This is a genomic window from Bradyrhizobium rifense, assembly GCF_008123425.1.
In the GTDB taxonomy this organism is placed as follows: domain Bacteria; phylum Pseudomonadota; class Alphaproteobacteria; order Rhizobiales; family Xanthobacteraceae; genus Bradyrhizobium; species Bradyrhizobium rifense.
Genome location: NZ_VSSS01000042.1, coordinates 217941 through 241972 on the forward strand (window position 1 = coordinate 217941; position 24032 = coordinate 241972).

20 protein-coding genes and 2 pseudogenes are annotated in these 24032 nt (G+C 62.8%); 10 read left to right on the forward strand and 12 right to left on the reverse strand.

Annotated features, from left to right (window positions below):
* Positions 1 to 14 precede the first annotated feature (14 nt).
* Entirely contained in the window at positions 15 to 1301 is a 1287-nt protein-coding gene (locus FXB40_RS27980) for a class I SAM-dependent methyltransferase (RefSeq protein WP_148775349.1), read from the reverse strand.
* Between the two features lie 335 nt (positions 1302 to 1636).
* Here FXB40_RS27980 and FXB40_RS27985 point away from each other — a divergent pair, with 335 nt between their 5' ends.
* The 4 genes and pseudogenes from FXB40_RS27985 to cysN all read left to right on the forward strand — a co-directional run bounded on the left by FXB40_RS27985 (position 1637) and on the right by cysN (position 6701).
* Positions 1637 to 2515: a dTDP-4-dehydrorhamnose reductase family protein gene (locus FXB40_RS27985; RefSeq protein ID WP_187437190.1), complete on the forward strand. Its 879-nt coding sequence runs from the start codon at positions 1637 to 1639 to the stop codon at positions 2513 to 2515.
* 591 nt (positions 2516 to 3106) lie between these two features.
* Positions 3107 to 3913: a 3'(2'),5'-bisphosphate nucleotidase CysQ family protein gene (locus FXB40_RS27995; RefSeq protein WP_148775351.1), complete on the forward strand. Its 807-nt coding sequence runs from the start codon at positions 3107 to 3109 to the stop codon at positions 3911 to 3913.
* 22 nt (positions 3914 to 3935) lie between these two features.
* Complete coding sequence (cysD, locus tag FXB40_RS28000; RefSeq protein WP_246208003.1) at positions 3936 to 4832, forward strand: sulfate adenylyltransferase subunit CysD; 897 nt, start codon at positions 3936 to 3938, stop codon at positions 4830 to 4832.
* Positions 4832 to 6701: pseudogene (gene cysN / locus FXB40_RS48155) on the forward strand (sulfate adenylyltransferase subunit CysN). Before cysD ends, cysN begins: the two are co-directional and overlap by 1 nt.
* Positions 6702 to 6790: 89 nt before the next feature.
* On the opposite strand, the gene FXB40_RS28020 reads toward cysN, so the two are convergent.
* From FXB40_RS28020 to FXB40_RS28055, 8 genes are all read right to left on the reverse strand, one after another.
* On the reverse strand, positions 6791 to 7591 hold the full coding sequence (locus tag FXB40_RS28020) for a YdcF family protein (RefSeq protein ID WP_148775354.1): 801 nt from the start codon (positions 7589 to 7591) through the stop codon (positions 6791 to 6793).
* A gap of 133 nt (positions 7592 to 7724) precedes the next feature.
* Positions 7725 to 9242: a tripartite tricarboxylate transporter permease gene (locus tag FXB40_RS28025; protein ID WP_148775355.1), complete on the reverse strand. Its 1518-nt coding sequence runs from the start codon at positions 9240 to 9242 to the stop codon at positions 7725 to 7727.
* A gap of 11 nt (positions 9243 to 9253) precedes the next feature.
* Entirely contained in the window at positions 9254 to 9796 is a 543-nt protein-coding gene (locus tag FXB40_RS28030) for a tripartite tricarboxylate transporter TctB family protein (protein ID WP_148775356.1), read from the reverse strand.
* 69 nt (positions 9797 to 9865) lie between these two features.
* Positions 9866 to 10852, reverse strand: a complete 987-nt coding sequence (locus FXB40_RS28035) for a Bug family tripartite tricarboxylate transporter substrate binding protein (RefSeq protein ID WP_148775357.1) — start codon at positions 10850 to 10852, stop codon at positions 9866 to 9868.
* A 132-nt stretch (positions 10853 to 10984) separates the two neighbouring features.
* Positions 10985 to 11782, reverse strand: coding sequence for an enoyl-CoA hydratase/isomerase family protein (locus FXB40_RS28040; RefSeq protein WP_148775358.1), 798 nt, complete (start codon positions 11780 to 11782; stop codon positions 10985 to 10987).
* A gap of 24 nt (positions 11783 to 11806) precedes the next feature.
* Complete coding sequence (locus FXB40_RS28045; RefSeq protein ID WP_148775359.1) at positions 11807 to 13006, reverse strand: pyridoxal-phosphate-dependent aminotransferase family protein; 1200 nt, start codon at positions 13004 to 13006, stop codon at positions 11807 to 11809.
* A 112-nt stretch (positions 13007 to 13118) separates the two neighbouring features.
* The gene (locus tag FXB40_RS28050; RefSeq protein WP_148775360.1) at positions 13119 to 14402 is read right to left on the reverse strand and encodes an MFS transporter; all 1284 of its coding nucleotides are present in this window, start codon (positions 14400 to 14402) and stop codon (positions 13119 to 13121) included.
* A gap of 54 nt (positions 14403 to 14456) precedes the next feature.
* Positions 14457 to 15659, reverse strand: a complete 1203-nt coding sequence (locus FXB40_RS28055) for a pyridoxal-phosphate-dependent aminotransferase family protein (RefSeq protein ID WP_148775361.1) — start codon at positions 15657 to 15659, stop codon at positions 14457 to 14459.
* Between the two features lie 132 nt (positions 15660 to 15791).
* On the opposite strand from FXB40_RS28055, the gene FXB40_RS28060 reads away from it, so the two are divergent.
* The 5 genes from FXB40_RS28060 (at position 15792) to FXB40_RS28080 (ending at position 21389) form a co-directional block, all read left to right on the forward strand.
* Entirely contained in the window at positions 15792 to 16541 is a 750-nt protein-coding gene (locus FXB40_RS28060; RefSeq protein WP_187437191.1) for a GntR family transcriptional regulator, read from the forward strand.
* Between the two features lie 107 nt (positions 16542 to 16648).
* On the forward strand, positions 16649 to 19624 hold the full coding sequence (locus FXB40_RS28065) for an FAD-binding and (Fe-S)-binding domain-containing protein (RefSeq protein ID WP_148775363.1): 2976 nt from the start codon (positions 16649 to 16651) through the stop codon (positions 19622 to 19624).
* Entirely contained in the window at positions 19617 to 20045 is a 429-nt protein-coding gene (locus FXB40_RS28070) for a GlcG/HbpS family heme-binding protein (RefSeq protein WP_148775364.1), read from the forward strand. The genes FXB40_RS28065 and FXB40_RS28070 overlap by 8 nt, the downstream gene beginning before the upstream one ends.
* A gap of 176 nt (positions 20046 to 20221) precedes the next feature.
* Complete coding sequence (locus FXB40_RS50515; RefSeq protein WP_187437192.1) at positions 20222 to 20458, forward strand: hypothetical protein; 237 nt, start codon at positions 20222 to 20224, stop codon at positions 20456 to 20458.
* Positions 20459 to 21173: 715 nt separating this feature from the next.
* Positions 21174 to 21389, forward strand: coding sequence for a hypothetical protein (locus FXB40_RS28080; RefSeq protein ID WP_148775365.1), 216 nt, complete (start codon positions 21174 to 21176; stop codon positions 21387 to 21389).
* A 31-nt stretch (positions 21390 to 21420) separates the two neighbouring features.
* Here the strand turns inward: FXB40_RS28080 and FXB40_RS28085 are convergent, their stop codons facing one another.
* Positions 21421 to 21813: a hypothetical protein gene (locus FXB40_RS28085; protein ID WP_148775366.1), complete on the reverse strand. Its 393-nt coding sequence runs from the start codon at positions 21811 to 21813 to the stop codon at positions 21421 to 21423.
* Positions 21814 to 22017: 204 nt separating this feature from the next.
* Here FXB40_RS28085 and FXB40_RS28090 point away from each other — a divergent pair, with 204 nt between their 5' ends.
* Entirely contained in the window at positions 22018 to 22287 is a 270-nt protein-coding gene (locus FXB40_RS28090; RefSeq protein ID WP_187437193.1) for a hypothetical protein, read from the forward strand.
* Between the two features lie 47 nt (positions 22288 to 22334).
* Here the strand turns inward: FXB40_RS28090 and rfbD are convergent, their stop codons facing one another.
* The gene (gene rfbD, locus FXB40_RS28095) at positions 22335 to 23231 is read right to left on the reverse strand and encodes a dTDP-4-dehydrorhamnose reductase (RefSeq protein ID WP_148775367.1); all 897 of its coding nucleotides are present in this window, start codon (positions 23229 to 23231) and stop codon (positions 22335 to 22337) included.
* A gap of 639 nt (positions 23232 to 23870) precedes the next feature.
* Positions 23871 to 23966: pseudogene (locus tag FXB40_RS49400) on the reverse strand (pirin family protein); the annotation flags it as partial.
* Positions 23967 to 24032 lie beyond the last annotated feature (66 nt).

Here is a 24032-nt window from a genome sequence, read left to right on the forward strand (position 1 = left end):
GGGTAGTTCATTTTTTAGAGCAGGTCATCCGAGGTCGGATAGAACGTTATCCGCACATCGGGAAGCGGTACCATCAACCGGCCGCCTTGCGCGACGTAATCCGCGCTCTTCGCCGCAATTTCGTTGAAGAAACTCCAGGCAAAGATCAGCAGATAATCCGGAGGTTCCGTGCGCAGCACGTCGTTGCTGCGGATCATGAGATGCGAACCGGGCGTCGAATAGCCGTGCTTAGCCGGCGCATCATCGATCATGTATTCGAGATGCTCGCGTCCGATCCCGCAATACTGGATGATGGTGTTGGCACGGCCGGACGCGCCGTATCCGGCGATCGTGCGGCCCTTTGCGCGCAGCCGCGTCAACAGGTCCATCAACCGTTGGCGTCGGTCGGCGCAGTTCGCCGCAAAGGTCGTGTAGGTCTCCGGGCGGTCGTAGCCAAGCGCCCGCTCCTCGTTCCGCAGATTATGCACGCGGACCGAAATGTCCTTGGCGTGGAAACTGTTCTTCTTGCAGACATAGTAGCGCATCGAGCCGCCGTGGATCGGTATCGGCTTGATGTCGAAGACGGTCATGCCGTGACGGGCGAAATGATTTTCGAGCGCGAGCAGGGAGTAATAATACAGGTGCTCGTGATAGATCATGTCGTATTGGAGATCCTGGATAATCTTGCCGAGATAGTGCACCTCGAACACAAAGACGCCGTCGTCCTTCAGGATCCTCTCGACTGCCCGTGTCACGCCGTTGATGTCAGGGATATGCGCGAACACATTGTTGGCGAGAACCAGATCGGCCTTGCCGAAACGCCCGATCAACTCCTCGACGAGAGATTCGTTGAAGAAGCCATGGACCGTGTTGATTCTCGGATCATCGATCGTCTTCAGAATGTTGAGCGCGGGATCGACGCCGATGAGATTGGCGATGCCCTGGTCCGCCAGCGGCTTCAGGAGGATGCCGTCATTGCAACCGAATTCGAGCACCGTGGCATGGCGTGGCGTGACAAATCGCGCCACCACCTCCGTCGCGTAATCGTTAAAGTGCTCCCGCAGCGTCCGGATCGCCGACGAGAAATAGAAATAGTCGGCGAACAGGAGGTTCGGATCAACCTTGTCGGGAACCTGAACCGCGTAGCAACTCGGGCAGAAGCACACGCGCAGGCGGAATTTCGATTCCCGGGCGAACGCTTCCTCCTTCAAGAACCCGCCGGCCAGCGCCACGTCACCGAAATCAATGACTTCTACCAGACCCTCTGTCTCACAAAATGCACATCGCTCATTCTGGGGGTCAATCGGATGCAATCTTTCCATAACGACAGTCGAGGTCCTACTTGATGGGGGCGAGCCCCGAGATTAGGTCCAGATGCGCGGCAGTTAGCGAGTTTTATAGCCAGCAAGCCCTATGCACCAGCCGTGCGCCCGATGGCACGAACTTGTCAAGCGGGACCGAGCCACCAGACGGACGGGAAATGACACATCAAGCTACCCTCGGTCTGGGCCGACCCACGCGAAATCCGGAATTTCTTGACAGACCGGTGAGATAGATGCCATCCGCTGAGATGCTCAGCCACGTCAATCGTGAGTGGAAATGAAGAATGTCGTCGGAATTGCCGCCTGATCCACACACGGCTCGCCGCGTCCCGCACGTGCTGGTGCTCGGAGCAACCGGCATGCTTGGGCACAAGCTTGTCCAGAGGCTGGCGGCGCAGGGCCTTCAGGTTTCCGGAACGATCCGTTCGTCTTCGATTCCTGACACGCCCGCAGCCCGACTGGCCCTGGCTGGTGCCTACCGATTTCAGCCGAATGTAGACGTGCTGCAGGACGCAGACCTTGAGGCTGCGATCGAGACGACGAGTCCCGATGTCGTCATCAATGCGGTCGGCGTCATCAAGCAGATCGATCTGGCGAAGGACGCCATTACTTCGATTGCGGCCAACGCGATGCTTCCGCACAGGGCCGCAGCGCTCTGCCGCAAGCGCGGCGCTCGCCTGATACAATTCAGCACCGATTGTGTGTTCGCCGGTCGGAAAGGTCCGTTTTCGGAGAGCTCGCCTACCGATGCAGAGGATCTGTACGGACGCAGCAAGCTGCTGGGCGAAGTCTCTGGGCCCGGCTGCCTGACCATTCGATCGTCCATCGTCGGCAGGGAACTGCGCGGACGCTCCAGCCTGGTCGAATGGTTCATTTCGCAACGTGGCGGGCAAGCGAAGGGATTCGCCGGCGCTCTCTATACCGGCCTTACGACCAACGCCATGTCGGATCTGGTCGGAAAATTGATTACGGAACATCCAGACGTCGATGGCGTCTGGCACGTTGCCTCGGATCCGATCAGCAAATACGAGCTTTTGCAGATCGTGAACGCGCAATACGGGCTCGGCGTGACCCTCGAGCGCGACGAGAAGTTCTTCTGCGATCGCAGGCTCGATGGCAGCAATTTCGCCAAGCGAACCGGATTCCGTGCATCCGACTGGCAAGCCATGATCCGGGACATGCATGACGATCCGACGCCCTACGATGGGCATTGATCGCATAGTGACGTCACCCTGATGCACGACAGGGCCAGCCGTACATCGAGAGGTATAAAAATACCTCCGCCCGCCTCTCCCCGCCGGCAGTCTTTACGACCGAAATTGCGCCCATTGCGGCTTTGCCGCAGCGGATCGCGGTCGGTGATTTGTCGACGGTACCCCTGATCAGCCAAGCGACTTTGGCGTCGAGCATGCCGCCAGGACGACTTCGTTGAGCAGGCCCGCTGCTTGTGCGCTGCCTGCGCGTCAAACGGCTCGCCGGTGAGCGCCCATTTCGTTGACATGCCGCGGCGGCGCGATGTCTGCAGCGGGCTCAGCACGTGTCGGGAACACGCGACCTTGACCATGGGCAGGCCACGGAGCCCGCTCGCGTGCTTGTCTTTCGGACGGATTCCGAAAATACTCCTACACACCCGTAAGTGGTTCTGTCTGCGGCATACCCGCCGCCAATGGCCGGTCTACTATATTTCCGAACAATGGATCTTGTGAGGGGGTTATGAAGGGGATCATCTTGGCTGGCAGCGCCCGCTCGCGCCTTTGTCCGGTCGCAACCGCCATGTCTGGGCAGCGCACCGGTGAACCGCTCCAATGAGCGGCGCTGGAGTGTTGGGCGAGACGGATCGCATTGCGCGCCTGTTTGGCTTGATCGCCGTTCGAGCCGGCGAAGCCATCATGAGGGTCCGCGCGACGGCGAGCGATCCGCAATACAAGAGCGATGGCTCGCCGGTCACCACCGCCGATCTTCAGGCCGACGAGGTCATTCGGTCGTGCCTAGCACGCAACCTTGCAGACCTGCCCGTCATTACGGAAGAAACCTGCGACGGCACCGTGACGATACGGCATCCGCGCTTCATCCTTGTCGACCACCTCGACGGCACCAAGGAATACATCCGGGGAACCGCCGAATTCACGGTCAATATCGCCCTGATCGAAGACGGATCACCGGTCGCGGGCGCGGTCTATGCGCCGGCCCTGTCCCAGCTCTATCTCGGCGGATCAAACGCCTACAAGCTGCATGTCGAACCCGGCCCGTGTGGTCCCTCGTTCAGCGACATGCAGACCATTGAGGTGCAGGTCCCCTCTCCCGAAGGCTTGCGGGCCGTCACGAGCCGGTCGCACCTCGACGAGGCTACCCAGGCATGGATCAGCCAGCGCCGGATCCGGGAACTGGAGCCCTCCGGATCGTCGCTCAAATTCTGCGCAGTCGCAGAAGGTGCGGCAGACGTCTATCCGCGTCTGGCTCCGACCATGGAGTGGGATACGGCCGCAGGGCATGCGGTGCTGCTGGCGGCCGGCGGACGCGTTCTCGGCCTGGATGGAGATGACGTTCGCTACGGCAAGCCGGCCTATCGCAACGGTCACTTCGTTGCCTGGGGCGGACGCATCGGCGAATAGCGCACTGGATCAAAAGAAAAATATGTTGCCCCGACATCTCCGCCGCCTCGAGGCTGAATCGATCGAGATCATGCGCGACGTGGTCGCCGAGTTCAAAAAGCCGGTCATGCTCTATTCGATCGGCAAGCATTCGAGCGTGATGCTCCACGTGGTGATGAAGGCGTTTCATCCTGCCAGGCTCCCCTTCCCGCTGCTCCATGTCGACACCACGTGGAAGTTCCGGGAGATGATCGCTTTCCGCGACGAGACGGCCAAGCGCATCGGCGCCGATCCGATCGTCCATGTGAACAAGGAAGGCGTCGAGCCCGGCATCAGCCCGATCGCCTCCGGCTCCTCTTTGCACACCCAGGTCATGAAGACCGACGCACTGAAGCAGGCGCTGGACCTCTACCAGTTCGATGCGGCTTTCGGTGGCGCGAGGCGCGACGAGGAGAAGAGCTGGGCCAAGGAGCGCATCTTCTCGTTCCGCTCCGCCGGCCATGTCTGGGATCCGCGTAACCAGCGACCGGAGCTGTGGAACCTCAATGCCCGCATCCGGCAAGGCGAGACGATGCGCGTGTTCGCGATGTCGAACTGGACCGAGCTCGACGTCTGGGAATACATCATGCTCGAGAACATCCCGGTCGTGCCGCTGTATTTCGCCAAGACGCGCCCCGTCGTGCGGCGCGGCAGAACGCTCATCATGGTGAACGACGACCGCCTCCCGCTGGAGCCGAACGAGACGGCTGAAATGCGGATGATCCGCTTCCGTACATTGGGATGCTATCCCCTCAGCGGCGCAATCGATTCCTCCGCAACGACGATCAGGGACATCGTCGCGGAGATGCAGACGGCAACGGTCTCCGAACGGCAGGGCCGTCTCATCGACTCTGATGAAGCGGCCTCGATGGAAAAGAAGAAGCGCGAGGGCTATTTCTGATGAACGCCTCCGTTCTTCGCGAGCCGCATCCGACTGGGACCAAGGACCAGCTCCGCTTCATCACCTGCGGCTCGGTCGACGACGGCAAGTCGACCCTGATCGGGCGGCTGCTGCACGACAGCAAGCTGATCTTCGAGGATCAACTCGCCGCGCTCGCGCGCGACAGCGCCAAGCATGGCACCACCGGCGACGACATCGATTTCGCACTCCTGGTCGACGGCTCGAGGCCGAGCGGCAACAGGGCATCACCATCGATGTCGCCTATCGCTTCTTCACGACCCCGCGACGCTCCTTCATGGTTGCGGACACGCCGGGCCACGAGCAGTACACGCGCAACATGGCCACCGGTGCCTCGACCGCGCAGCTTGCCATCATCCTGATCGATGCCCGCAAGGGTGTCCTGGTGCAGACCAGGCGCCATTCCTTCATCTGCTCGCTGCTCGGCATCAAGCACGTCGTCGTTGCCGTCAACAAGATCGACCTGGTCGATTACAAGAAGAACGTGTTCGATCGCATCGTCGGCGACTACGTCGCCTCGCCACCGGCCTTGGCTTCTCCTCGATCGTTCCCGTCCCGATGTCGGCGCGCTACGGCGATAACGTCATCGAGCGCTCGGGCAATACCGAGTGGTACCACGGCCCTTGCCTGCTCGATTATCTCGAAAGCATCGAGGTCGCGAGCGAAACGACCGGACTGCCATTCCGCTTTCCCGTGCAGTGGGTCAACCGCCCCAATCTCGATTTCCGCGGCTTCACCGGAACGGTGGCATCAGGCAGCATCTAGCCCGGCGACGAGATCGTGGTGTCGGCGTCCGGCCATGCGAGCCGCATCAAGGAGATCGTGACCTACGACGGCGAATTATCGAAAGCCGAGGCCGGCGATGCCGTGACAATCACGCTCCAAGACGAGATCGACATCGTCCGTGGCGACATCCTGGCGAAGCCGACCGAACGTCCCGAGGTTGCAGACCAGTTCGCCGCCCAACTGATCTGGATGGATCAGGACCCGCTCGTACCCGCGCGCAACTATGTCGTCAGGATCGGCACCCAGACGATCACGTCGGCGAGCATCACCGCGATCAAATACCGCATCGACGTCAACACCCGTGAGCACCTTGCGGCGACCACGCTCGGCCTGAACGAGATCGCGTTCTGCAATTTCGCCACGGCGCTGCCGGTTGCCTTCGACCCCTATGAGGCCAACCGCCGGACCGGCGCCTTCATCGTCATCGACCGCTACACCAACCGGACCGTGGGCGCCGGCATGATCGCATTTCCGTTGCGGCGTGCCAGCAACATCGCCTAGCAGCCGCTCTCGATCGGCAAGGCCGAACGTTCCGCGCTCAAGAACCAGAAGCCGCGGATCATCTGGTTCACCGGCTTGTCCGGTGCAGGTAAATCGACGATCGCCAATATTCTCGATCAAAAACTGTTCGCGACCGGCAACCACACCATGCTGCTCGACGGCGACAACCTCCGCCATGGGCTCAACAGGGACCTCGGTTTCACGGAAGCCGATCGGGTCGAGAATATCCGGCGCGTGGGCGAGGTCGCCAAGCTCATGGTCGACAGCGGCCTGATCGTGATCTGCTCGTTCATCTCTCCCTACAAGGCCGAGCGTGACATGGTCCGCGGCCTCGTGCCCGAGGGAGATTTCATCGAGGTGTTCGTCAACACGCCCATCGAAGAGTGCATGCGGCGCGACCCCAAGGGGCTCTATTCCAAGGCGAGGGAAGGCAAGATCAAGAACTTCACCGGCATCGACGCGCCTTATGAGGCGCCCGAACGCCCGGAAATCCGGCTGGAGACGGTCGGTCATCGCCCGGACGAGCTCGCCGATCAGATCGCCGAGCTCCTCAGGCGCCTTTGAGCCGCCTTTGAGCCGCCTTTGAGCCGCCTTGGGGCTGACCTTGGGGCTGACCTTGGGACTGACCTTGGGACTGACCTTGGGCTGACGTCTCAGCCAGGCGGCCCCGGAAGCAATTGGTCGATGCGGCCGGTGGCCCGATAGGCGATCAGGCCGAGCCACTCACGGACCGCGATGTTGGTGCGCGACAGACCGTCCTGTGCAACGTCCGTGAACGAGAGAACGTCCCGTCCCGTGCCGACACGCCAATCGACCGGACAAGGCTCGACCGCAAATCCCACTTTCCGAAACAGACCGATCGACCTCGGCATGTGAAAGGCCGACGTCACCAGCAGCCAGCGCTCGCCTGGTTTCGGATCGACCAAGGCCTTGGTGAACAGCGCGTTCTCGTAGGTGTTGCGAGCGCGGTTTTCGAGCATCAGCCGGCTCTTGTCGATCCCAAGGCTTTCGAACAGCCCGGCTGCGAAGTCGGCCTCCTTCGCCTCGCCGGAGATCAGGTTGGCATTGCCGCCCGTATAGACCACGCGCGCGTTGGGATATTTCCGAGCCAGCGCAGCGGTGACGATGATCCGGTCGGACGCCGCCGTTACAACCGGCGTACTGTGAGCCGCGGACAGATCGACGTCGATCGACGCACCGAGAACGATGATGCCATCCGGCGCGGCCTGGGACGGGCTCCAGGCCGGGAAGCGGGACTCCAGCGGATAGAGCAGCAGGTTTCCGACCGGTGCGAACCCGCATACCGCGAGCAACAATGCAGCAAGGACCAGAAGCGTGCGACCGAGCCTGAGAAATCGCGTCATGAGCAGGAGCGACCCGAGGACACCGAGGGCGATCAGGAAATTCAGCGGCAGCGCCATGATGCCGAGCGTCTTGGACAGAACGAAGAACACGATTTTCCTCCGACCACAAAGATGGTCGTCATATCATCGATTGACGGAGGAAGCAGGCTTCGCCCCAGGCAGCCAAACGAGGTTCGACGAAACCCTTCGCCAGAAATGGCCCGGCTGATCCGGTCGCTCAGTCCTAGCGCGATGTCGTCCTGGTCCGTTGCGTCCATCCGACGCGGCCAAGCAACGCGTCGATCGCCGGCCAGCACAGCAGCACGATGGCCAGCGTCGTGATCGAGCCGACCAGTCCGTTCGACCAGAACACCTTCAGGTCGCCGCCTGAGCCGATCATCGAGAGGCGGAAGGCGTCCTCGGCGCGGTTGCCGAGCACGAGCGCCAGCGTGAACGGCGCCAGCGGAGTGCCGATCTTCTTGAAGACGTAGCCGACGACACCGAAGCCGAGCATCAGCCAGATGTCGAACATCGCATTCTGGATCGCATAGGCGCCGATCGCGCAGGACACCACGATCATCGGCGCGACGGCCGCGAACGGCACGCGCAGGATCGAGGCGAAGATCGGCACAGTGGTCAGCACCAGCACGAGCCCGACGACGTTGCCGAGATACATCGAGGCGATCAGGCCCCAGACGAAATCCTTGTGCTCGACGAACAGCAGCGGTCCGGGATTGAGCCCCCACACCATCAACCCGCCGAGCAGGATCGCAGCCGTGCCGGAGCCGGGAATGCCGAGCGCCAGCATCGGCAGCAGCGCCGAGGTGCCGGAGGCATGCGCGGCCGTCTCCGGCGCGAACACGCCCTCGATGCGGCCCTTGCCGAAACTCTCGGGCTCCTTGGCAAAGCGCTTGGCCAGATTGTAGCCCATAAAGGACGCCGCGATCGCGCCGCCCGGGGTAATGCCCAGCCAACAGCCGATGAAGGAGGAGCGCAGCAGCGTCACCCAATATTTTGGCAGGTCCTTCCACACGCTCAGCACCACGCGCAGCGAAATGCTCGCCGCATGTCCGCGCAGTGCCAGCCGTTCCTCCATCGTCAGCAGGATCTCGCTGATGCCGAACAGACCGATGACGGCGACGAGGAAGTTGATGCCGCGCAGGAGCTCGGCCGAGCCGAAGGTCATGCGCAGCTGGCCCGACACGGTGTCCATGCCGACGCCGGCGAGCAGAAGCCCGAGCGACATCGAGATGACCGTCTTGTGCTTGGCCTCGCGGCCGAGGCCAACGAAGGAGCAGAAGGTCAAGAGATACACCGCGAAGAACTCGGGCGGGCCGAACTTCAGCGCAAAGGACGAAATCATCGGCGCGAGGAAGGTGATGAGCAGCACCGCGACCAGCGAGCCGATGAAGGACGACGTGAACGCCGCGGTCAGCGCCTCGGCCGCCCTGCCCTGCTGCGCCATCGGATAGCCGTCGAAGGTGGTGGCGACCGACCAGGCTTCGCCGGGGATGTTGAACAGGATCGAGGTGATCGCGCCGCCGAACAGCGCGCCCCAATAGATGCAGGACAGCATCACGATCGCCGAAGTCGGATCCATCGTGAAGGTGAGCGGCAGAAGGATCGCGACCCCGTTGGGGCCGCCGAGGCCGGGCAGCACGCCGACAAAGATGCCGAGCACGAGCCCGACCATCATCAGCACGAGCGTCTTCCACGTCAGCAGGACGGCGAAGCCGTGAAGCAGGAGACCGAAAGCTTCCATCGCGGGTCCGCCTAGTAGCCGAAGGCCGCTTCGAGCGGCCCCTTCGGCATGATGACGTCGAAGGCGATGTCGAAGGTGACGAACATGATCGCCGTGAACAGGAAGGCAGTGAGCAGCGACTTCCACAGCGCGATCTTGCCGATCGCCCGCATGAAGCCGGCGATCAGCAGGAAGCTCGCGACGTAGAGGCCGAAGAACTGCGTCACCACGCAGAACATCAGCGTCGGCACGAACACCGCCATCACCCGGCGCGCCTGCGCACGCGTGACGAAGGCCTCGGCGGCCCCGCGGCGTCCAACCAGCGCGGCGATCAGGCCGTAGAGGCTGCCGCCGCCGAGGACAAGCGAGAGATAGAACGGGAAATAGCCCGGCTCGGGCCCGGTCGAGTCCCAGGAGGCACCGGTGCGCCAATTGTCGTAGCCGAGGGTCGCGGCCAGCGCGAGCAGCAGCAGGCAGACGATGATTTCGACCGTGCCTGAGCTGGTGACGGCAGGAGAGTTTTCCTCAGGCGCGGTCGGATCGTCGACGACGATTTCAAGATCGGTTCGGGGCATGCTCTCTTGAGGACGGAGTGGTTTCGCTTCTCCCTCTGCCCGCCTGCGGGGAGAGGGAGAAAGAGAAAGTTACTTCGCGACGAATCCGGCTTCCGTCATCAGCGACTTGTTGGTGGCATCGTCCTCCTCGAGGAATTGCACCATGTCCTTGCCGGTGAGGAAGATCGGCTTCAAGGCCTGCTTTTCCATGTAATCCCTGTATTCGGCGGTCTGCGTCACCTTGTGGAACAGCTCGACATAGAACGCCTGCTGCTCCGGCGTGACCTTGCCGGGCAGGAACATCGCGCGCAGCATCAGATACTGGACGTCGACGCCCTCCTCCTTGCAGGTCGGAATGTCGGCCCAGGACTGCGTGTCCGTCACCTTGCTGGTGTAGGAGATGCGCTCCTTGTCGAACACGCAGAGCGGACGCACCTGGCCCGCACGCCAAACCTCGAGATTTTCGCTCGGATTGTTGACGTTGGATTCGGTGTGGTTGCCGACGAGCTGCGTCGCGGCCTCGCCGCCGGACTTGTAGGGCAGATAGGAGAATTTCGCGCCGGTCTTCTGCTCCAGGAAGACGGTCAGCACGTGATCCTCGCGCTTGGAGCCGGTGCCGCCCATCTTGAAAGGTGCGGCTGCCGCCTTCGCGGCGTCGACGAATTCCTTCACCGTCTTGGGACCGGCGCTGTTGTCCCATAGCACGAACTGGTCGAGTGCGATCACCGAGACCGGAGTGAGCTCGCGCCAGTTGAACGGGATCTTGGCCGACAACGGCAGCATGTAGATCAGCGAATAGGCGATCAGCACCTTGTTCGGATCACCCTCGCCGGACTTCATGTACATCAGCGCTTCCGCACCCGACGCGCCGCCCTTGAGCGAGACCACGATCGGCTGCTTCATCAGATTGTTCTTCTGGATCGCGGCCTGCATCATCCGCGCCATCTGGTCGGAGGCACCGCCCGCGCCCGCCGCCACCACAATCTCGACCGGCTTGGTGGGCTCCCAGCCGGCAAAGGCCGGCGCGCTCAACAACAAGGCCGTCGCAGCCCCGACGGCTTTCACTGGAATTCGCACGAGTCTCGTCCCCTGGTTCTTATTGGCTTTGTGACGCCGGGAAATTGATCGACGCATAGTGCGGACTAAAGCGCGCGAGTTCAAGCAGGCGGACATTACGCCGCATATGACTTTCGGCTGACGCAGTGTGCGCTACTTGCCCTTCCAGTTCGGCGTGCGCTTGTTGAGGAAGGCGTCCATGCCCTCGCGAAAGTCTTCGCTCATATAGGCCTTGAGGATCAGGTCCTCGCCCTGTTCGCGCGACAGCGTGGGGCGGATGCGGCGCACCGCTTCCTTCGTCGTTTCGAGCGTGAGCGGAGCATGGCTCGCGACCAGCTTTGCAGTCTCGTCGGCGCGGCGCTGCAGCGTCTCGACATCAGGCACGATTTCGGTGAGCAGGCCAAGTGACAGCGCTTCCTGCGCCTCGACCAGCCGCGCCTTGAAGATCATATCCTTGGTGCGGGCAGGTCCGACCAGCGAGACGATGCGGCTGATGTTCGACATCGACAGGCAGTTGCCGAGCGTGCGTGCGATCGGAAATCCCATGCGCGTCGTCTCGGTGCCGATGCGCAGATCGCAGCAGGCGGCGATGCCGGCGCCGCCACCGGTGCAGGCGCCCGCGATGGCCGCGATCACGGGCACGCGGCACTGCTCGAGCGTGCCGAGCACGCGGTCGATCCGCGCCTCGTAGTCGAGTGCATCCTGCGGCGTCTTGAAGGCGCGGAATTGCGAGATGTCGGTGCCGGAGGCAAACGCCTTGTCGCCGGCGCCGGTGAGGATCAGCGCCTTGATCGAACGATCGGCGTTGATCTCCAGGCAGATCTCCGCCATGCGGTCATACATGGCGAAGGTCATGGCGTTGCGCGCCTGCGGGCGGTTGAAGGTGATCCGCGCGATGCCGTCCGTGACGGAGTAGAGCAGGTCTTCGTTGGTCGTCGACGGTGCGTTCATCGCGCGCTCACTTTCCAGATTAGTTCAAGCCACCTGAGCCTTGGCCATCGGCACCACATCGCGTCCCTTCAGGACGTCCATGGCCGCCAGCACGCCGCCGCTCCGGTGCGGAATCTTTGCAAGATCCAGGCCCATCTCGACGCCGGCGAGCGTGCCCATCAGCATCAGATCGTTGAAATGGCCGATATGGCCAATGCGGAACACCTTGCCCTTGACCTTGTTCAGGCCAGTGCCGAGCGACATGTCGAAGTTTTCCAGCACCACCTTGCGGAAGGCATCGGCGTCGTGGCCGTCAGGCACGCGCAAGCCGGTCAGCGCCGGCGAATGCGCGGCCGGATCGACGCACTGTGTCTCGAGGCCCCAGACCTTGGCGGCGGCACGCGTCGCGGCGCTGTGGCGCTTGTGGCGGGTCCAGACGTTCTCCAGCCCCTCTTCTTCCAGCATCTTGACCGCTTCACGCAGGCCGTAGAGCAGATTGGTCGCGGGCGTATAGGGGAAGGTGCCGAGCTTGTTGAAGCTGATCACTTCCTGCCAGTCCCAATAGGAGCGCATGCCGGGGTTGGCCTTCGCCACTGCGAGCGCCTTCTCCGAGACGGCATTGAAGCTGAGACCCGGCGGCAGCATCAGGCCCTTCTGGGAGCCGGCGACCGAGACGTCGATGCCCCAGGCGTCGTGCTCGTATTCCATCGAGCCGAGGCCGGAGATGGTGTCGACCATCAGCAGCGCCGGATGTTTGACGCGGTCGAGCAGCTTGCGCACGTCGAGCGGCGGCGTCACGCAGCCGGTCGAGGTCTCGTTATGGACGACGCAGACCGCCTTGATTGCGTGCTGCTTGTCGGCGCTAAGGCGCTTCTCGATCTCGGCGAGGTCGGCGCCATGGCGCCAGTCGCTCGGGATGAAGTCGACGTCGATCTTGAATTTTTCGGCGATGCCGCGCCACAGCACGGCGAACTGGCCGGTCTCGCACATCAAGACCTTGTCGCCGGGCGCGAACACGTTGACCATGGCCGCTTCCCAGGCGCCGGTGCCGGACGAAGGGAAGATGATCACGGGCTGCTTGGTGCGAAACACCCGCTGCATCGAGGCCAGGACCGCGAAACCGAGCTCGGCGAACTCCGGACCGCGATGGTCCAGCGTCGGCATGTCCATCGCCCGCAGCACGCGGTCGGGCACGTTGGTCGGTCCTGGAATCTGGAGAAAATGCCTTCCAGTATGCACGGTCATAGGCGTCCTTCCCGGTCTAGCCTTGTTTTGATGGCCGCCGAATAGCACCATTTGACCGGCTTGTCCCCTCTCCAAAGGGCTCCTCCCATGCATAACCGGGGGCCCCTCCGCCCTACTCGGCGGCCACCACCTTACCCGATGGCAGGCGCCCTTCGGCCTCGGTAAACGGACGTTCCGGGTGCATCAGGAAGGCCGAGACGCCGCCGAGCAGCAGCAGCCCCATCGACATCAGGAACGGCAGGTACCAGTTTCCGGTCGCATCGATCACGAAGCCCGCAACCAGCGGGGAGACGATGGCGGCAAAGGCCGAGCCGGTGTTCATGAGGCCCGACGCGGTCCCGGAATATTTCGGGGCAATGTCCATCGGGATCGACCACATCGGGCCGATCACCAGTTCGGCGCAGAAGAAGCCGGCCGACAGGCACAGCGCGACGATCGTGATGTCGTGGACGAACAGGATTGGGAACAGCGAGAGCAGCGCCCCCGCAAATCCCGCAACGGTGACGCTGAGCCGCGCCAGGCGGACAGTGCCGGTGCGGTCGAGGATCTTGTCCGAGATCACGCCGCCGACGCTGTCGCCGATCACGCCGGCGAAGAAGACGCCGGAGGCGAACAGCGCCGAGTTCTTGATGTCGAGATTGTAGTTGTTCTTGAAAAACAGCGGCAGCCAGTTGAGATAGAGCCACAGGCACCAGCCGTAGCAGAAATAGGTCAGGGTCACCGGCCACATCCGTCCCAGCAGCGGTCCCCAGGGCACGCGCGGCCTCTCGCCGGTCGGCCGCGGCGGCAGCGCGGCGAGCTCGGCTTCCGTGATGGAGGCGTGCTCCTTCGGCTCGTTGCGGAAGTACCAGACCCAGATCACGCCCCAGATCAGGCTGACAAAGCCGAGCACGACGAAGGCGCCGCGCCAGGTCAGCCAGAGGATCAGGAGCGCCACCACCGGCGGCGTCACGGCATTGCCGAGCCGGGCAAAGGAATGGGTCAGGCCTTGCGCAAAACCGCGGCGGTTGGCCGGCGTCCAATATTGCATCGCGCGCGTCGCGGTCGGGAACGTTGCGCCCTCGCCGAAGCCGAGCGCGAAGCGCGCGACGAACAATGCGCCAAGACCGTTGACGAAACCGGTCGAGATGGTGGCGGCCGCCCAGATCATGCCGCACCAGAACAGCGTCTTGCGCGGCCCGAAGCGATCACCGACCCAGCCGCCGATCACCTGGAACAGCAGATAGGGATAGGCGAAGGCGGAGAAGACGAGGCCGAGCTGGGTGTTGGAGAGAGCGAGCTCCTTCTGGATCTCGCTCGCCGCGGTGCCGATGTTCACCCGGTCGACATAGGTGATGAAATACATTGCGCAGAGCATCGCCAGCACGACATGCGTCGCCTTGAACCGAATTCCCATCTCCACCCCTCCAGATCGCTTTTTATGATTGGCCTTGCGTGTCCCCGCGCAATTCTAGGTGCCGACCACTTTCAGATGCGGCGATGCATTGCCCTGCGGGCGCTGCTCCAGCAGCTTCATCGCGACGTCGACGCCGCCGGAGCGGTGCGGCACTCCGGCGACCGACAGGCCCATCTCCACGCCGGTGAGCGCGCCGAGCAGCGTCAGCGCATTGCATTCGCCGAGATGGCCGATGCGGAACACCTTTCCGGCGACCTTGGAGAGGCCCGAGCCGAGCGACATGTTGTAATTCTCGAGCACGATCTTGCGGAACTGGTCGGCGTCATGGCCGGGCGGCATCAGCACCGCAGTCAGCACCGGCGAGAATTCCGACGGCTCCTGGCACAGCACTTCGAGCCCCCAATGATTGACGGCAGCGCGCGTCGCAGCTGCGAGCCGCTGATGCCGTGCGAAAACGTTGTCGAGCCCCTCTTCGAGCAGCATCGCGATCGCCTCGCGCAGGCCGTAGAGCAAATTGGTCGCCGGCGTGTAGGGGAAGAAGCCGTTGGCGTTCGGCTTGAGCATCTCCTCCCAGTCGAAATAGGAGCGCGGCATCTTGTTGGTCTTCGCAGCCGCGCGCGCCTTCTCCGAGATCGCGTTGAAGCCGAGACCGGGCGGCAACATGAATCCCTTCTGCGAGCAACTGACGCTGACATCGACCTTCCATTCGTCGTGGCGGTAGTCGACCGAGCCGAGTGAGGAGATGGTGTCGACCATCAGCAGCGCCGGATGCGCGGCGCGGTCGATCGCGGCGCGGATCTCGGCGATGCGGCTGGTCGCACCGGTCGAGGTCTCGTTGTGCACGACCATCACGGCCTTGATCGCACGCGCCTTGTCCTCGGTGAGTTTTGCCTCGACCTCGGCCGGGTCGGCGCCACGACGCCAGTCGCCCGGCACGAAATCGACCTCGATGCCGAAGCGCCCCGCCATCTGCCGCCACAGCGTGGCGAAATGGCCGGTCTCGACCATCAGCACCTTGTCGCCCGGCGACAACGTGTTGACGATCGCAGCCTCCCAGGCCCCCGTCCCCGACGAGGGGAATATGATGACCGGACCCTTGGTCTGGAAAATCCTTTGGCTGCCTTCGAGCACGGTGCGGCCAAGCTCGCCGAATTCGGCGCTGCGGTGATCGATCACCGGCATATCCATGGCGCGCAGGACGCGCTCGGGGACCGGGCTCGGGCCCGGAATCTGAAGGAAATGGCGCCCCTGATGCATGAAAACCTCCCTCGCAATGGATTCTGGCCGGCCCGGTCGCTATTTTGCATTCATTTTTTGTCATTTCAATTGAAATTTGGTATTCGCTTGTGGACGTCGACGCGGTTAATCGAGCAAACTATTGTGCTGCAAATGAAATCCACGATTCCCGACACCGGGGTCCCGATCGCCCCACCGGCCACAAATGGCGGCGACCGCCAGGAAAGCCGTCATGAGGCCTCGCTCCATGGCGAGATCCTGCTGCGGCTGCGCGACTACGTCGTGGAGGGCAACATTCCCGACGGCGCTCGCGTTCCCGAGCGGCAGCTTTGCGAGATGCTCGGAATCTCCCGGACACCCTTGCGCGAAGCGCTAAAGGTGCTCGCGGCCGAGGGCCTGATCGAGCTGCTGCCCAACCGCGGCGCCCGCATCCGCCAGCTCAGCCAGCGCGACCTGGAGGAGCTGTTCGACGTGATGGCCGGACTTGAGAGTCTCGCCGGGCGCCTTGCCTGCGAAGCCATTACGGACGAGGAAATCACCGCGATCGAGCAGCTGCATTACGAAATGTACGGCCATTACCTGCGTCGCGACATGCACGGCTATTTCCAGGCCAACCAGCGCATCCACGAGAGCATCGTCGCGGCCGCACGGAATGAGACGCTGAAGACCGCCTACGCCAATTTCGCGGGACGGATCCGCCGCGTCCGCTACTCCGCCAATTTCGCCCGCAAGCGGCAGCGCTGGGCGGAGGCGATGCGCGAGCACGAGGCGATCCTGGACGCCCTGCGCCGCCGCGCCGCAAGCGAGCTCAGCGACATCCTGTTCCAGCATCTGCGCAACAAGCGGATGGCCGCGATCGAGCATCTGGCCGAGCCCGAAGAGGACGCGCCGGCAGCGCCCTAACAGGCAGCCGGCTTGCTAATTTTGAATTCATAATACAATCGGTCAGAAACAATAATGAATACTCCAACCCGGCCCGGTGCCGCGTTGGATCACTTCCGGGACCAGGGATGACAAACGCCTCCTCGCTCGAACGGCGCCTGCGTGCGGACATGACCGGCGACGTCCTGTTCGACGGTTTCAGCCGCGGCCGCTACGCCACCGATGCCTCGTTCTACCAGATCGTGCCATCCGGCGTGGTCGTCCCCAAGACCATGGACGAGGCGCTCCGGGCCCTGGCGATCGCCCGCGACGAAGGCGTGAAGGTCACCCCGCGCGGCGGGGGCACCTCTCAATGCGGCCAGACCGTCAATGACGGGCTCGTGGTCGATCTCTCAAAGCACCTCAACCGCATCCTGTCGCTGGACGTCGAAGGCCGGACCTGCGTGGTCGAGCCCGGCATCGTGCTCGACGATCTCAACCGCCAGCTCAAAAAACACGGCCTGTGGTTTCCGGTCGATGTCTCGACGGCGTCCCGCGCCACCATCGGCGGCATGGCCGGCAACAACTCTTGCGGCGGCCGTAGCTTGCGCTACGGCACCATGCGCGACAACACGCTGTCGCTGGAGGCTTCGCTTGCCGACGGCACGCTGAGCCGTTTTGGCGAGGTCTCGCGCGACCTCTCCGATCTCGATGCCGGCGACAGCATGCGCGCCCTGTTCCGCGACATGCTCGATCTCGGCTCCCGCGAGGCCGACGAGATCGCCGCGCGCTTTCCAAAAGTGCAGCGCAGGGTCGGCGGGTACAATCTCGATGCGCTGACGCCGCGCAATGCGCGCAACAACATGGCGCATCTCCTGGTCGGCTCCGAGGGTACCCTCGCCTTCACCACCAAGGTCGAGCTGAAGCTGTGGCCCGTCATCCGCAACAAGGCGCTGGGCGTCTGCCATTTCGGCAACTTCTACGAGGCGATGGATGCGGCCCAGCATCTGGTCAAGCTGAAGCCGATCGCGGTCGAACTGGTCGACCGCACCATGATCGCGCTCGGCCGCGATATCGCGATGTTCAAGCCGATCATCAATGCGGCGATCAAGGGCGATCCGGATGCCGTGCTGGTGGTCGAGTTCGCGGAAGAAGTCCAGGCCGACAATCTATTGCGGTTGAAGCAGCTCGGCGAGCTGATGGGCGATCTCGGCTTCGGCTGGAATAACGACACCCGCAAATGGGGCGGCGTGGTCGAGATCACCGAGTCCGCCCTCCAAAGCGGCATCGCCGATTTTCGTGCCGCCGGCCTCAACGTCATGATGTCGATGAAGCAGGAGGGCAAGCCGGTCTCTTTCGTCGAGGACTGCGCCGTGCCGCTGCCGCATCTCGCCGACTACACCCAGCGGCTGAACGACGTGTTTGCCAGGCACGGCACCAGCGGCACAATGTACGCGCACGCCTCCGAAGGCTGCCTGCATGTGCGCCCCGTGCTGAACCTCAAGCTCGAAAAAGACGTCAAGGCGATGCGCGCCATCGCCGAGGAAGCCTTCGCGCTGGTGCGCGAATACAAGGGCTCGCATTCTGGCGAGCACGGCGACGGCTTGGTGCGCTCCGAATTCCACGAGAGCATGTTCGGCGAGCGCCTCGTCGCCGACTTCCGAGAGGTGAAGCACCGCTTCGATCCCGATGGCGTGCTCAATCCCGGCAAGATTGTCGACGCCCCGAAGATGGACGATCGCTCTCTGTTCCGCTTCAAGCCGGATTATCGCGTCAACGACCTCAAGACGAAACTCGACTGGTCGGCTTATCCTGGCGCCGGCGGTGGTTTCCAGGGCGCGGTCGAGATGTGCAACAACAACGGCGCTTGCCGCAAGCTCGAAGGCGGCGTGATGTGCCCGTCCTATCGCGCCACGCGCAACGAGAAGGACGTCACGCGCGGCCGCGCCAATACGCTACGGCTTGCGATCTCCGGCCAGCTCGGCCCCGATGCGCTTGCCTCCGACGAGATGATGGAGACCCTGAAACTCTGCGTCTCCTGCAAGGCCTGCCGCCACGAATGCCCGACCGGCGTCGACATGGCCAAGATGAAGATCGAGGTGCTGGCCGCGCGCGCAACCTCCCACGGCCTGACCCTGCGCGATCGCCTGGTGGGCCATCTCCCGCGTTACGCCGGTCTCGCGTCACGCTTTGCACCGCTGGCGAATTTGCGCAACAGCAGCCCGCTGCTGCGAAAGCTGTTCGAGCGCTTTGCCGGCATCAGCGCGCGCCGGGCGCTACCCGCCTTCCGGAGCGACGTCTTCGTGCCGCCGGCCGACAGCGTCGGTCCGGAGACCGGCCGGGAGGTCGTTCTCTTCGCCGACACTTTCAATCGCATCTATGAGCGCGAGAATCTCGAGGCCGCACTGCGCGTGCTCGCGGCAGGTGGTTATCGCGTCCATATGCCCAAACCCGCAAGCGGCAGCCGCCCGCTCTGCTGCGGCCGCACCTTCCTCTCCGCCGGTCTCGTCGATGAAGCCAGGTCCGAGCTCGACCGGCTCGTCACCGCTTTCGCGCCCTTTGCGGCGCGCGGCGTGCCGATCATAGGCCTCGAGCCGAGTTGCCTCTTGACGCTCCGCGACGAGCTCCCCTCGCTGCGAAAGGACGATGATGCCAAGGCCGTCGGCGCCCATGCGCTGACCTTTGAGGAGTTTCTCGTGCGCGAGGCCGAGGCCGGCCGGCTGCAATTGCCGCTCGGCAACGTCGCCGACAAAGCCGTCGTCCACGGCCATTGCCATCAAAAATCCTTCGGTGCCTTTAGGCCGGTCGAGCAGGTGCTGAGGCTCGTCCCGGGCCTTGAGGTCAAGACCATCGAGTCGAGCTGCTGCGGCATGGCGGGTGCTTTTGGGTATGGCGCCGACACCTATGATACCTCGATCGAGATGGCCGAGCTGTCCCTGCTGCCTGCCGTGCGCAACGCTGATCAGGCCACACTCGTCGTCGCCGACGGCACCTCCTGCCGCCACCAGATCCACGACGGCGCGCAACGCGAGGCGCTTCACGTCGCCCGCGTGCTCGCGATGAGCCTCGACCGCGCCACAACCAATTCCAGGTCAACCGCTGTAAAGGAATCCAACCATGACTGACCTCACGCTCGACACCGCCCGAAAAATCCTCGACGCCGCATTCGCGAAGGCGACTGAGCTGAAGCTCAAGCCGCTCGTCGTCACCGTCCTCGATGCCCGCGGCGTGCTCAAGATCGCAGCCGCGCAGGACGGCACCAGCCTGATGCGCGCCGAGATCGCCCACGGCAAGGCCTATGGCGCGCTCGCCATGGGCCTGGGTTCGCGCGCGCTGTTTCAGCGGGCACAGGAGCAGCCCTATTTCATCGACGCCGTGAACACGATTGCAAAAGGCGCGCTGGTGCCGGTCCCCGGCGGCGTGCTGATCATGGACGGCACCACCCTGCTCGGCGCCGTCGGCATCTCCGGCGATACGTCTGATAACGACGAGGCCTGCGCGGTGGCCGGCATCCAGGCGGCGGTGTTGAAGGCGAACGCGGGGTAGTATTCGTCACTGATGCCGCCCCCGAGCTAGGTGAGCCCAGCGGCGCGATGCCGTTGGCTTGTGTCAGCCGTCTGAAGTCCACGTCCAAAGCGCGCGCCACGGGGTCCGAGGCGTAAATTGGTCTGGCTGTCGGCCGGTATTCCGGGAACCGGCTAAGCGTCGCGGCCTTCAGGAATTTGAAATGGGCGATCGAGGCGCTGAGCTCCTTGAGCCTGCGCTGGCTGTTCAGGATTTCCTTGTCGATGGTGATTGTCCAGCGCTTCGCGCTCGAGATATTCGTCATTGCCGTTGCCGATCGTCACTGCCGCGTGCGCCGTCTTCCACCTGGCGATTCAGCCCCGATTTGTGACGCGCAGTTTCATATGACACCTCCCGGCATCAGCCGGGATTATCCGGGAAACGGCGGGAAGTGATTGGAATGCAGGGGCTTGGGCGGCCCTTGGCGCGAACTGGCGCGCAGACGGCGCGCAAGTTCAGATGTCACCCTGCGGCGGCGGCGCGTTTCTAGTCACCCCGTCTCGGATTCCAGGTTCCGAGTCCGAGTTCTCTGCTCACGCAAATCTGCGCTAAACATTTGTCCCGCAACGCCTTAGCTGCGATCAGACGCCGCGCGCGAACTCGGACTCCTCCGCGCGAATGCCCGGATTCGAGTTCGAGTTCGAAAGGCCGCTTCAGGTTTCGGTTGCGGGAGTTGGGCGACTGCCTGCAGAGTGACGCCGGGCACATGCGCGACCCTGCTGTCGCTGAAGAAGACTGTTGTCGTGGCACCGTCGAAGGACATTTGGGTGACCTGATCCAAATTGATCACCAGGCCGTCCCGAGAGCCGATTATAACCAAGTGAGCCATTTGCAAATTCTCCATATAGCCGTTGCCGCATGAAGGTCTCCCATTTCGATCTGAGCGGCCGTCAACTGGTTGTGCACCATCAGCTTCGCCTGGTGATGATCAGCTGACGTTCAGCGACAACACGATCATCGGGGCCCAGCTTCATCAAAGTGAGAGGTGGGACCAATCCGCGCGTCGTCGGCAACTACATGGAAGAAATCGCCACCACCCAGGGCTCAAGCTGGATGACGTCAGCGCTCGAGCGTTCGTCGACCTGGCCGGGGACATGGGCACCGTGCTGAATGCGGTTATTTGCGGAGAACATCAGCACGACGGCCAATAGTGTAATCGACGACAATCCCCTCTATGCGACTGTCCGAGACAACCGCTTTAATGTCGGCGGTTCGCGCTATGTCTGGAAGCATCTCGGATCCTTCGGACGGCGCTATCCGAACCTCTACAACACCGGCAATAAAGTCACGGGCGCCGGCACTTGGGACACGGAATCTCCAGTTTAGAATTAATCATCTAGCCGGATCTTGGCTGTGCTCACTGCCACGTCACAAAGTACGTGCGCCCGTTGGTGTTGGGGTCGCTATTGTCGCTGGCCGAGAAGATGATGCCGGTGCCGCGATGATGCGAATAGCTGCCGTCGACGACCTTCTGCGGACTATGCGCCGGACCAAGCGGGCGACCGTCTTCAAAAAGCTTGGCGGTCGATCGGGTTGGGAAGCTCTCGAAATCTCCGAACCCGTCGAGCGCCGGCATCAGGGCTTGGTACGCGGTGTTGTCGAGCTTGCGGAACGGGCCGATCAACGCCGCGACCTTTGGCAGGTCCAGCTTCGGGACGTAGCTGTAATTCAGATAGAGCGCGACCGGGAAATAGATGGCGAGCAGGGCAAAAAACACCCCGGCGGATTGTGGAAGCGTCAAAGACCGCATGGCTCTCCCGGCTCATATTGTCGACAGCACTTTCTGGAAGAGAGCGCCGTGCCAAAGTTTTAGCTAGCGAGGCCTCGCACTGCAATCCCTGATCGAGACAGTCCCGCGCCTCGCTTTTCTGACTGGGCACCGGCCGAGGCCAGTTGGTCGAGGGGTTCGCCGGGGCTTCAAAGCGGGTCCATTACCCCAAACCGGGAGTGACATTTGAACTTGCACGAGGTGAATTTGAAATTGCGCTATACACGATTGCTCACGCTCCGCCGCATGCAGCGCATCCTCGATCGCGACCATGATGGCTTCGATACGCGTGCGATCGGTGTCGGCGTCGCGCTCGGGCGAGCGGGCACGGAACGTCTGCTCTCCGCCGAAGCGGTCTTTCAGGAAATTGTGTGTGCGGGCCCGCAAGAAGAGCTGAAACATGCGTGCACTTTCCGGTTCGAGGCACCAAACCGGAAAATGGGCCCTGGATGGTAACAAAGTTTAAAGGCCGCGGAACGTTGTGCTCAGATGCGAACCGGCGTTCAGATCGTCGCCTTGAGCGCATCCAGCTCGCGATCGAGCGCCTGCTGCCAGCTCGGCGGCGTAATGCCGAACCGCTCGCGCAGCCGCGTGAGATCAAGGCGAGAATTGGAGGGCCGCTTCGCCTTGACCGGAAATTCGTCCGATCGGATCGGAACGATTTCCTTCACGGCGAATTTGGCGCCCCTCGACTGCAACCCGGCAACGATCGCAGTCGCAAAGCCGTGCCAGCTGGTCTCGCCCGCGCAGACCAGATTGACGACACCGCTTCGCTGCTCGAACGTCTTTCGAAGGTCGTCGGCGCTCCGCGGCAGCATCGCAACCACCGCTTGCGAAATCGCATTGGCTGTCGTCGGCGCACCAATCTGGTCAGCGACGATCCGCAACTGCTCGCGCTCTCCGGCGAGGCGCACGATTGTCTTGAGGAAATTCGCACCGGTTGCAGCGTATACCCAGGACGTGCGCGCGATCACATGCAAAGCGCCGGCCTCGGCAATGGCCTTGTCGCCGGCGAGCTTGCTTTGGCCGTAGACCGAGAGCGGCGCCGGCGTGCTGTCCTCGCGCCAGGGACTTTCGCCGGAGCCGTCGAAGACATAGTCCGTCGAAAAATGTACCAGCGGCACGCCGCGGCGCGCCGCCCACTGGGCGATTGCCCTGGGAGATTCCGCGTTAATCCGAAACGCGAGCTCTCGCTCGTCTTCCGCACGATCAACAGCGGTATAAGCCGCGGGATTGATGATCAGGTCCGGCTTGATCGAATCCAGCTTGCCGGCAAGCTCATCCGGCCGCGACAGATCGAACTCTTCCAGCTCCGGCGCAACAATATCAGCGCGTCCCTGGAGCAGCGGAAGCAAAGCTCCGCCCACCTGCCCCGCAGTGCCTGTCAGAAGAATCTTCATGTCAGATCTCTCCGTAAATGCTTCACACCTGCGAGCAAGGGCGCATCGGCATCCTTGGGCGACAGCGAGGGATCTGCGAGGCCCCAGTCGATGCCGATCGCCGGGTCGTTTCATCGAACCGAGATCTCATCCTTCGGGCTGTAGAGCGCGTCGCATTTGTACAAGAAATCGGCCGTCTTGCCACTGAGGTCATCCAATTGGCCCGGCTCACGCTGTTTGCGGGATCGCTATGATTTGAGAAAAATAACATAATGCTCGCCCCCGGTACAGAGAAGCTTAATCGAGAAAGTGACCACACACCATGTCCAAATAGGCCCGCCAGCGTGAACGGTTTGCTTTTCCCACGCCCACGACGCGCAGTAGCTCGGGTGCTAGGATCGGCGGATTGGCAATCGGCCGGACGCGTAGGCATACTGACTCTATGGACGAGCTCTCAACCGCCGCACCGCTTTATGCGCTCATAATTTTCCTCTGCGGGGCGACGTTTGATTTGGGCCTTGTGTACTTGGGCGTCCGATTGCTGTTCGGCTAATTTTTGCTCGGTCCTCATATTGCGCCGCTATCGGTAGGCCTGAGTCTTCCACACCCACGACCGAAAGGGCCTTGGGTTTGTTCCGAGCCTAACCGAAAACCGTCCCCCCCGGTTGCGCGCACCAGATCGCCGCTTCGCTCGGAATGAACGATGCCCCGCCCGGCCGTCATCAGGTTGAGCTCACCCGGGCTGATCGTCTGGACGTAACTGAAGGAATTGATCGAAGGCGAGATCACGCCGAGCGCGGAAGCGACGAGCGATGCCGAGAT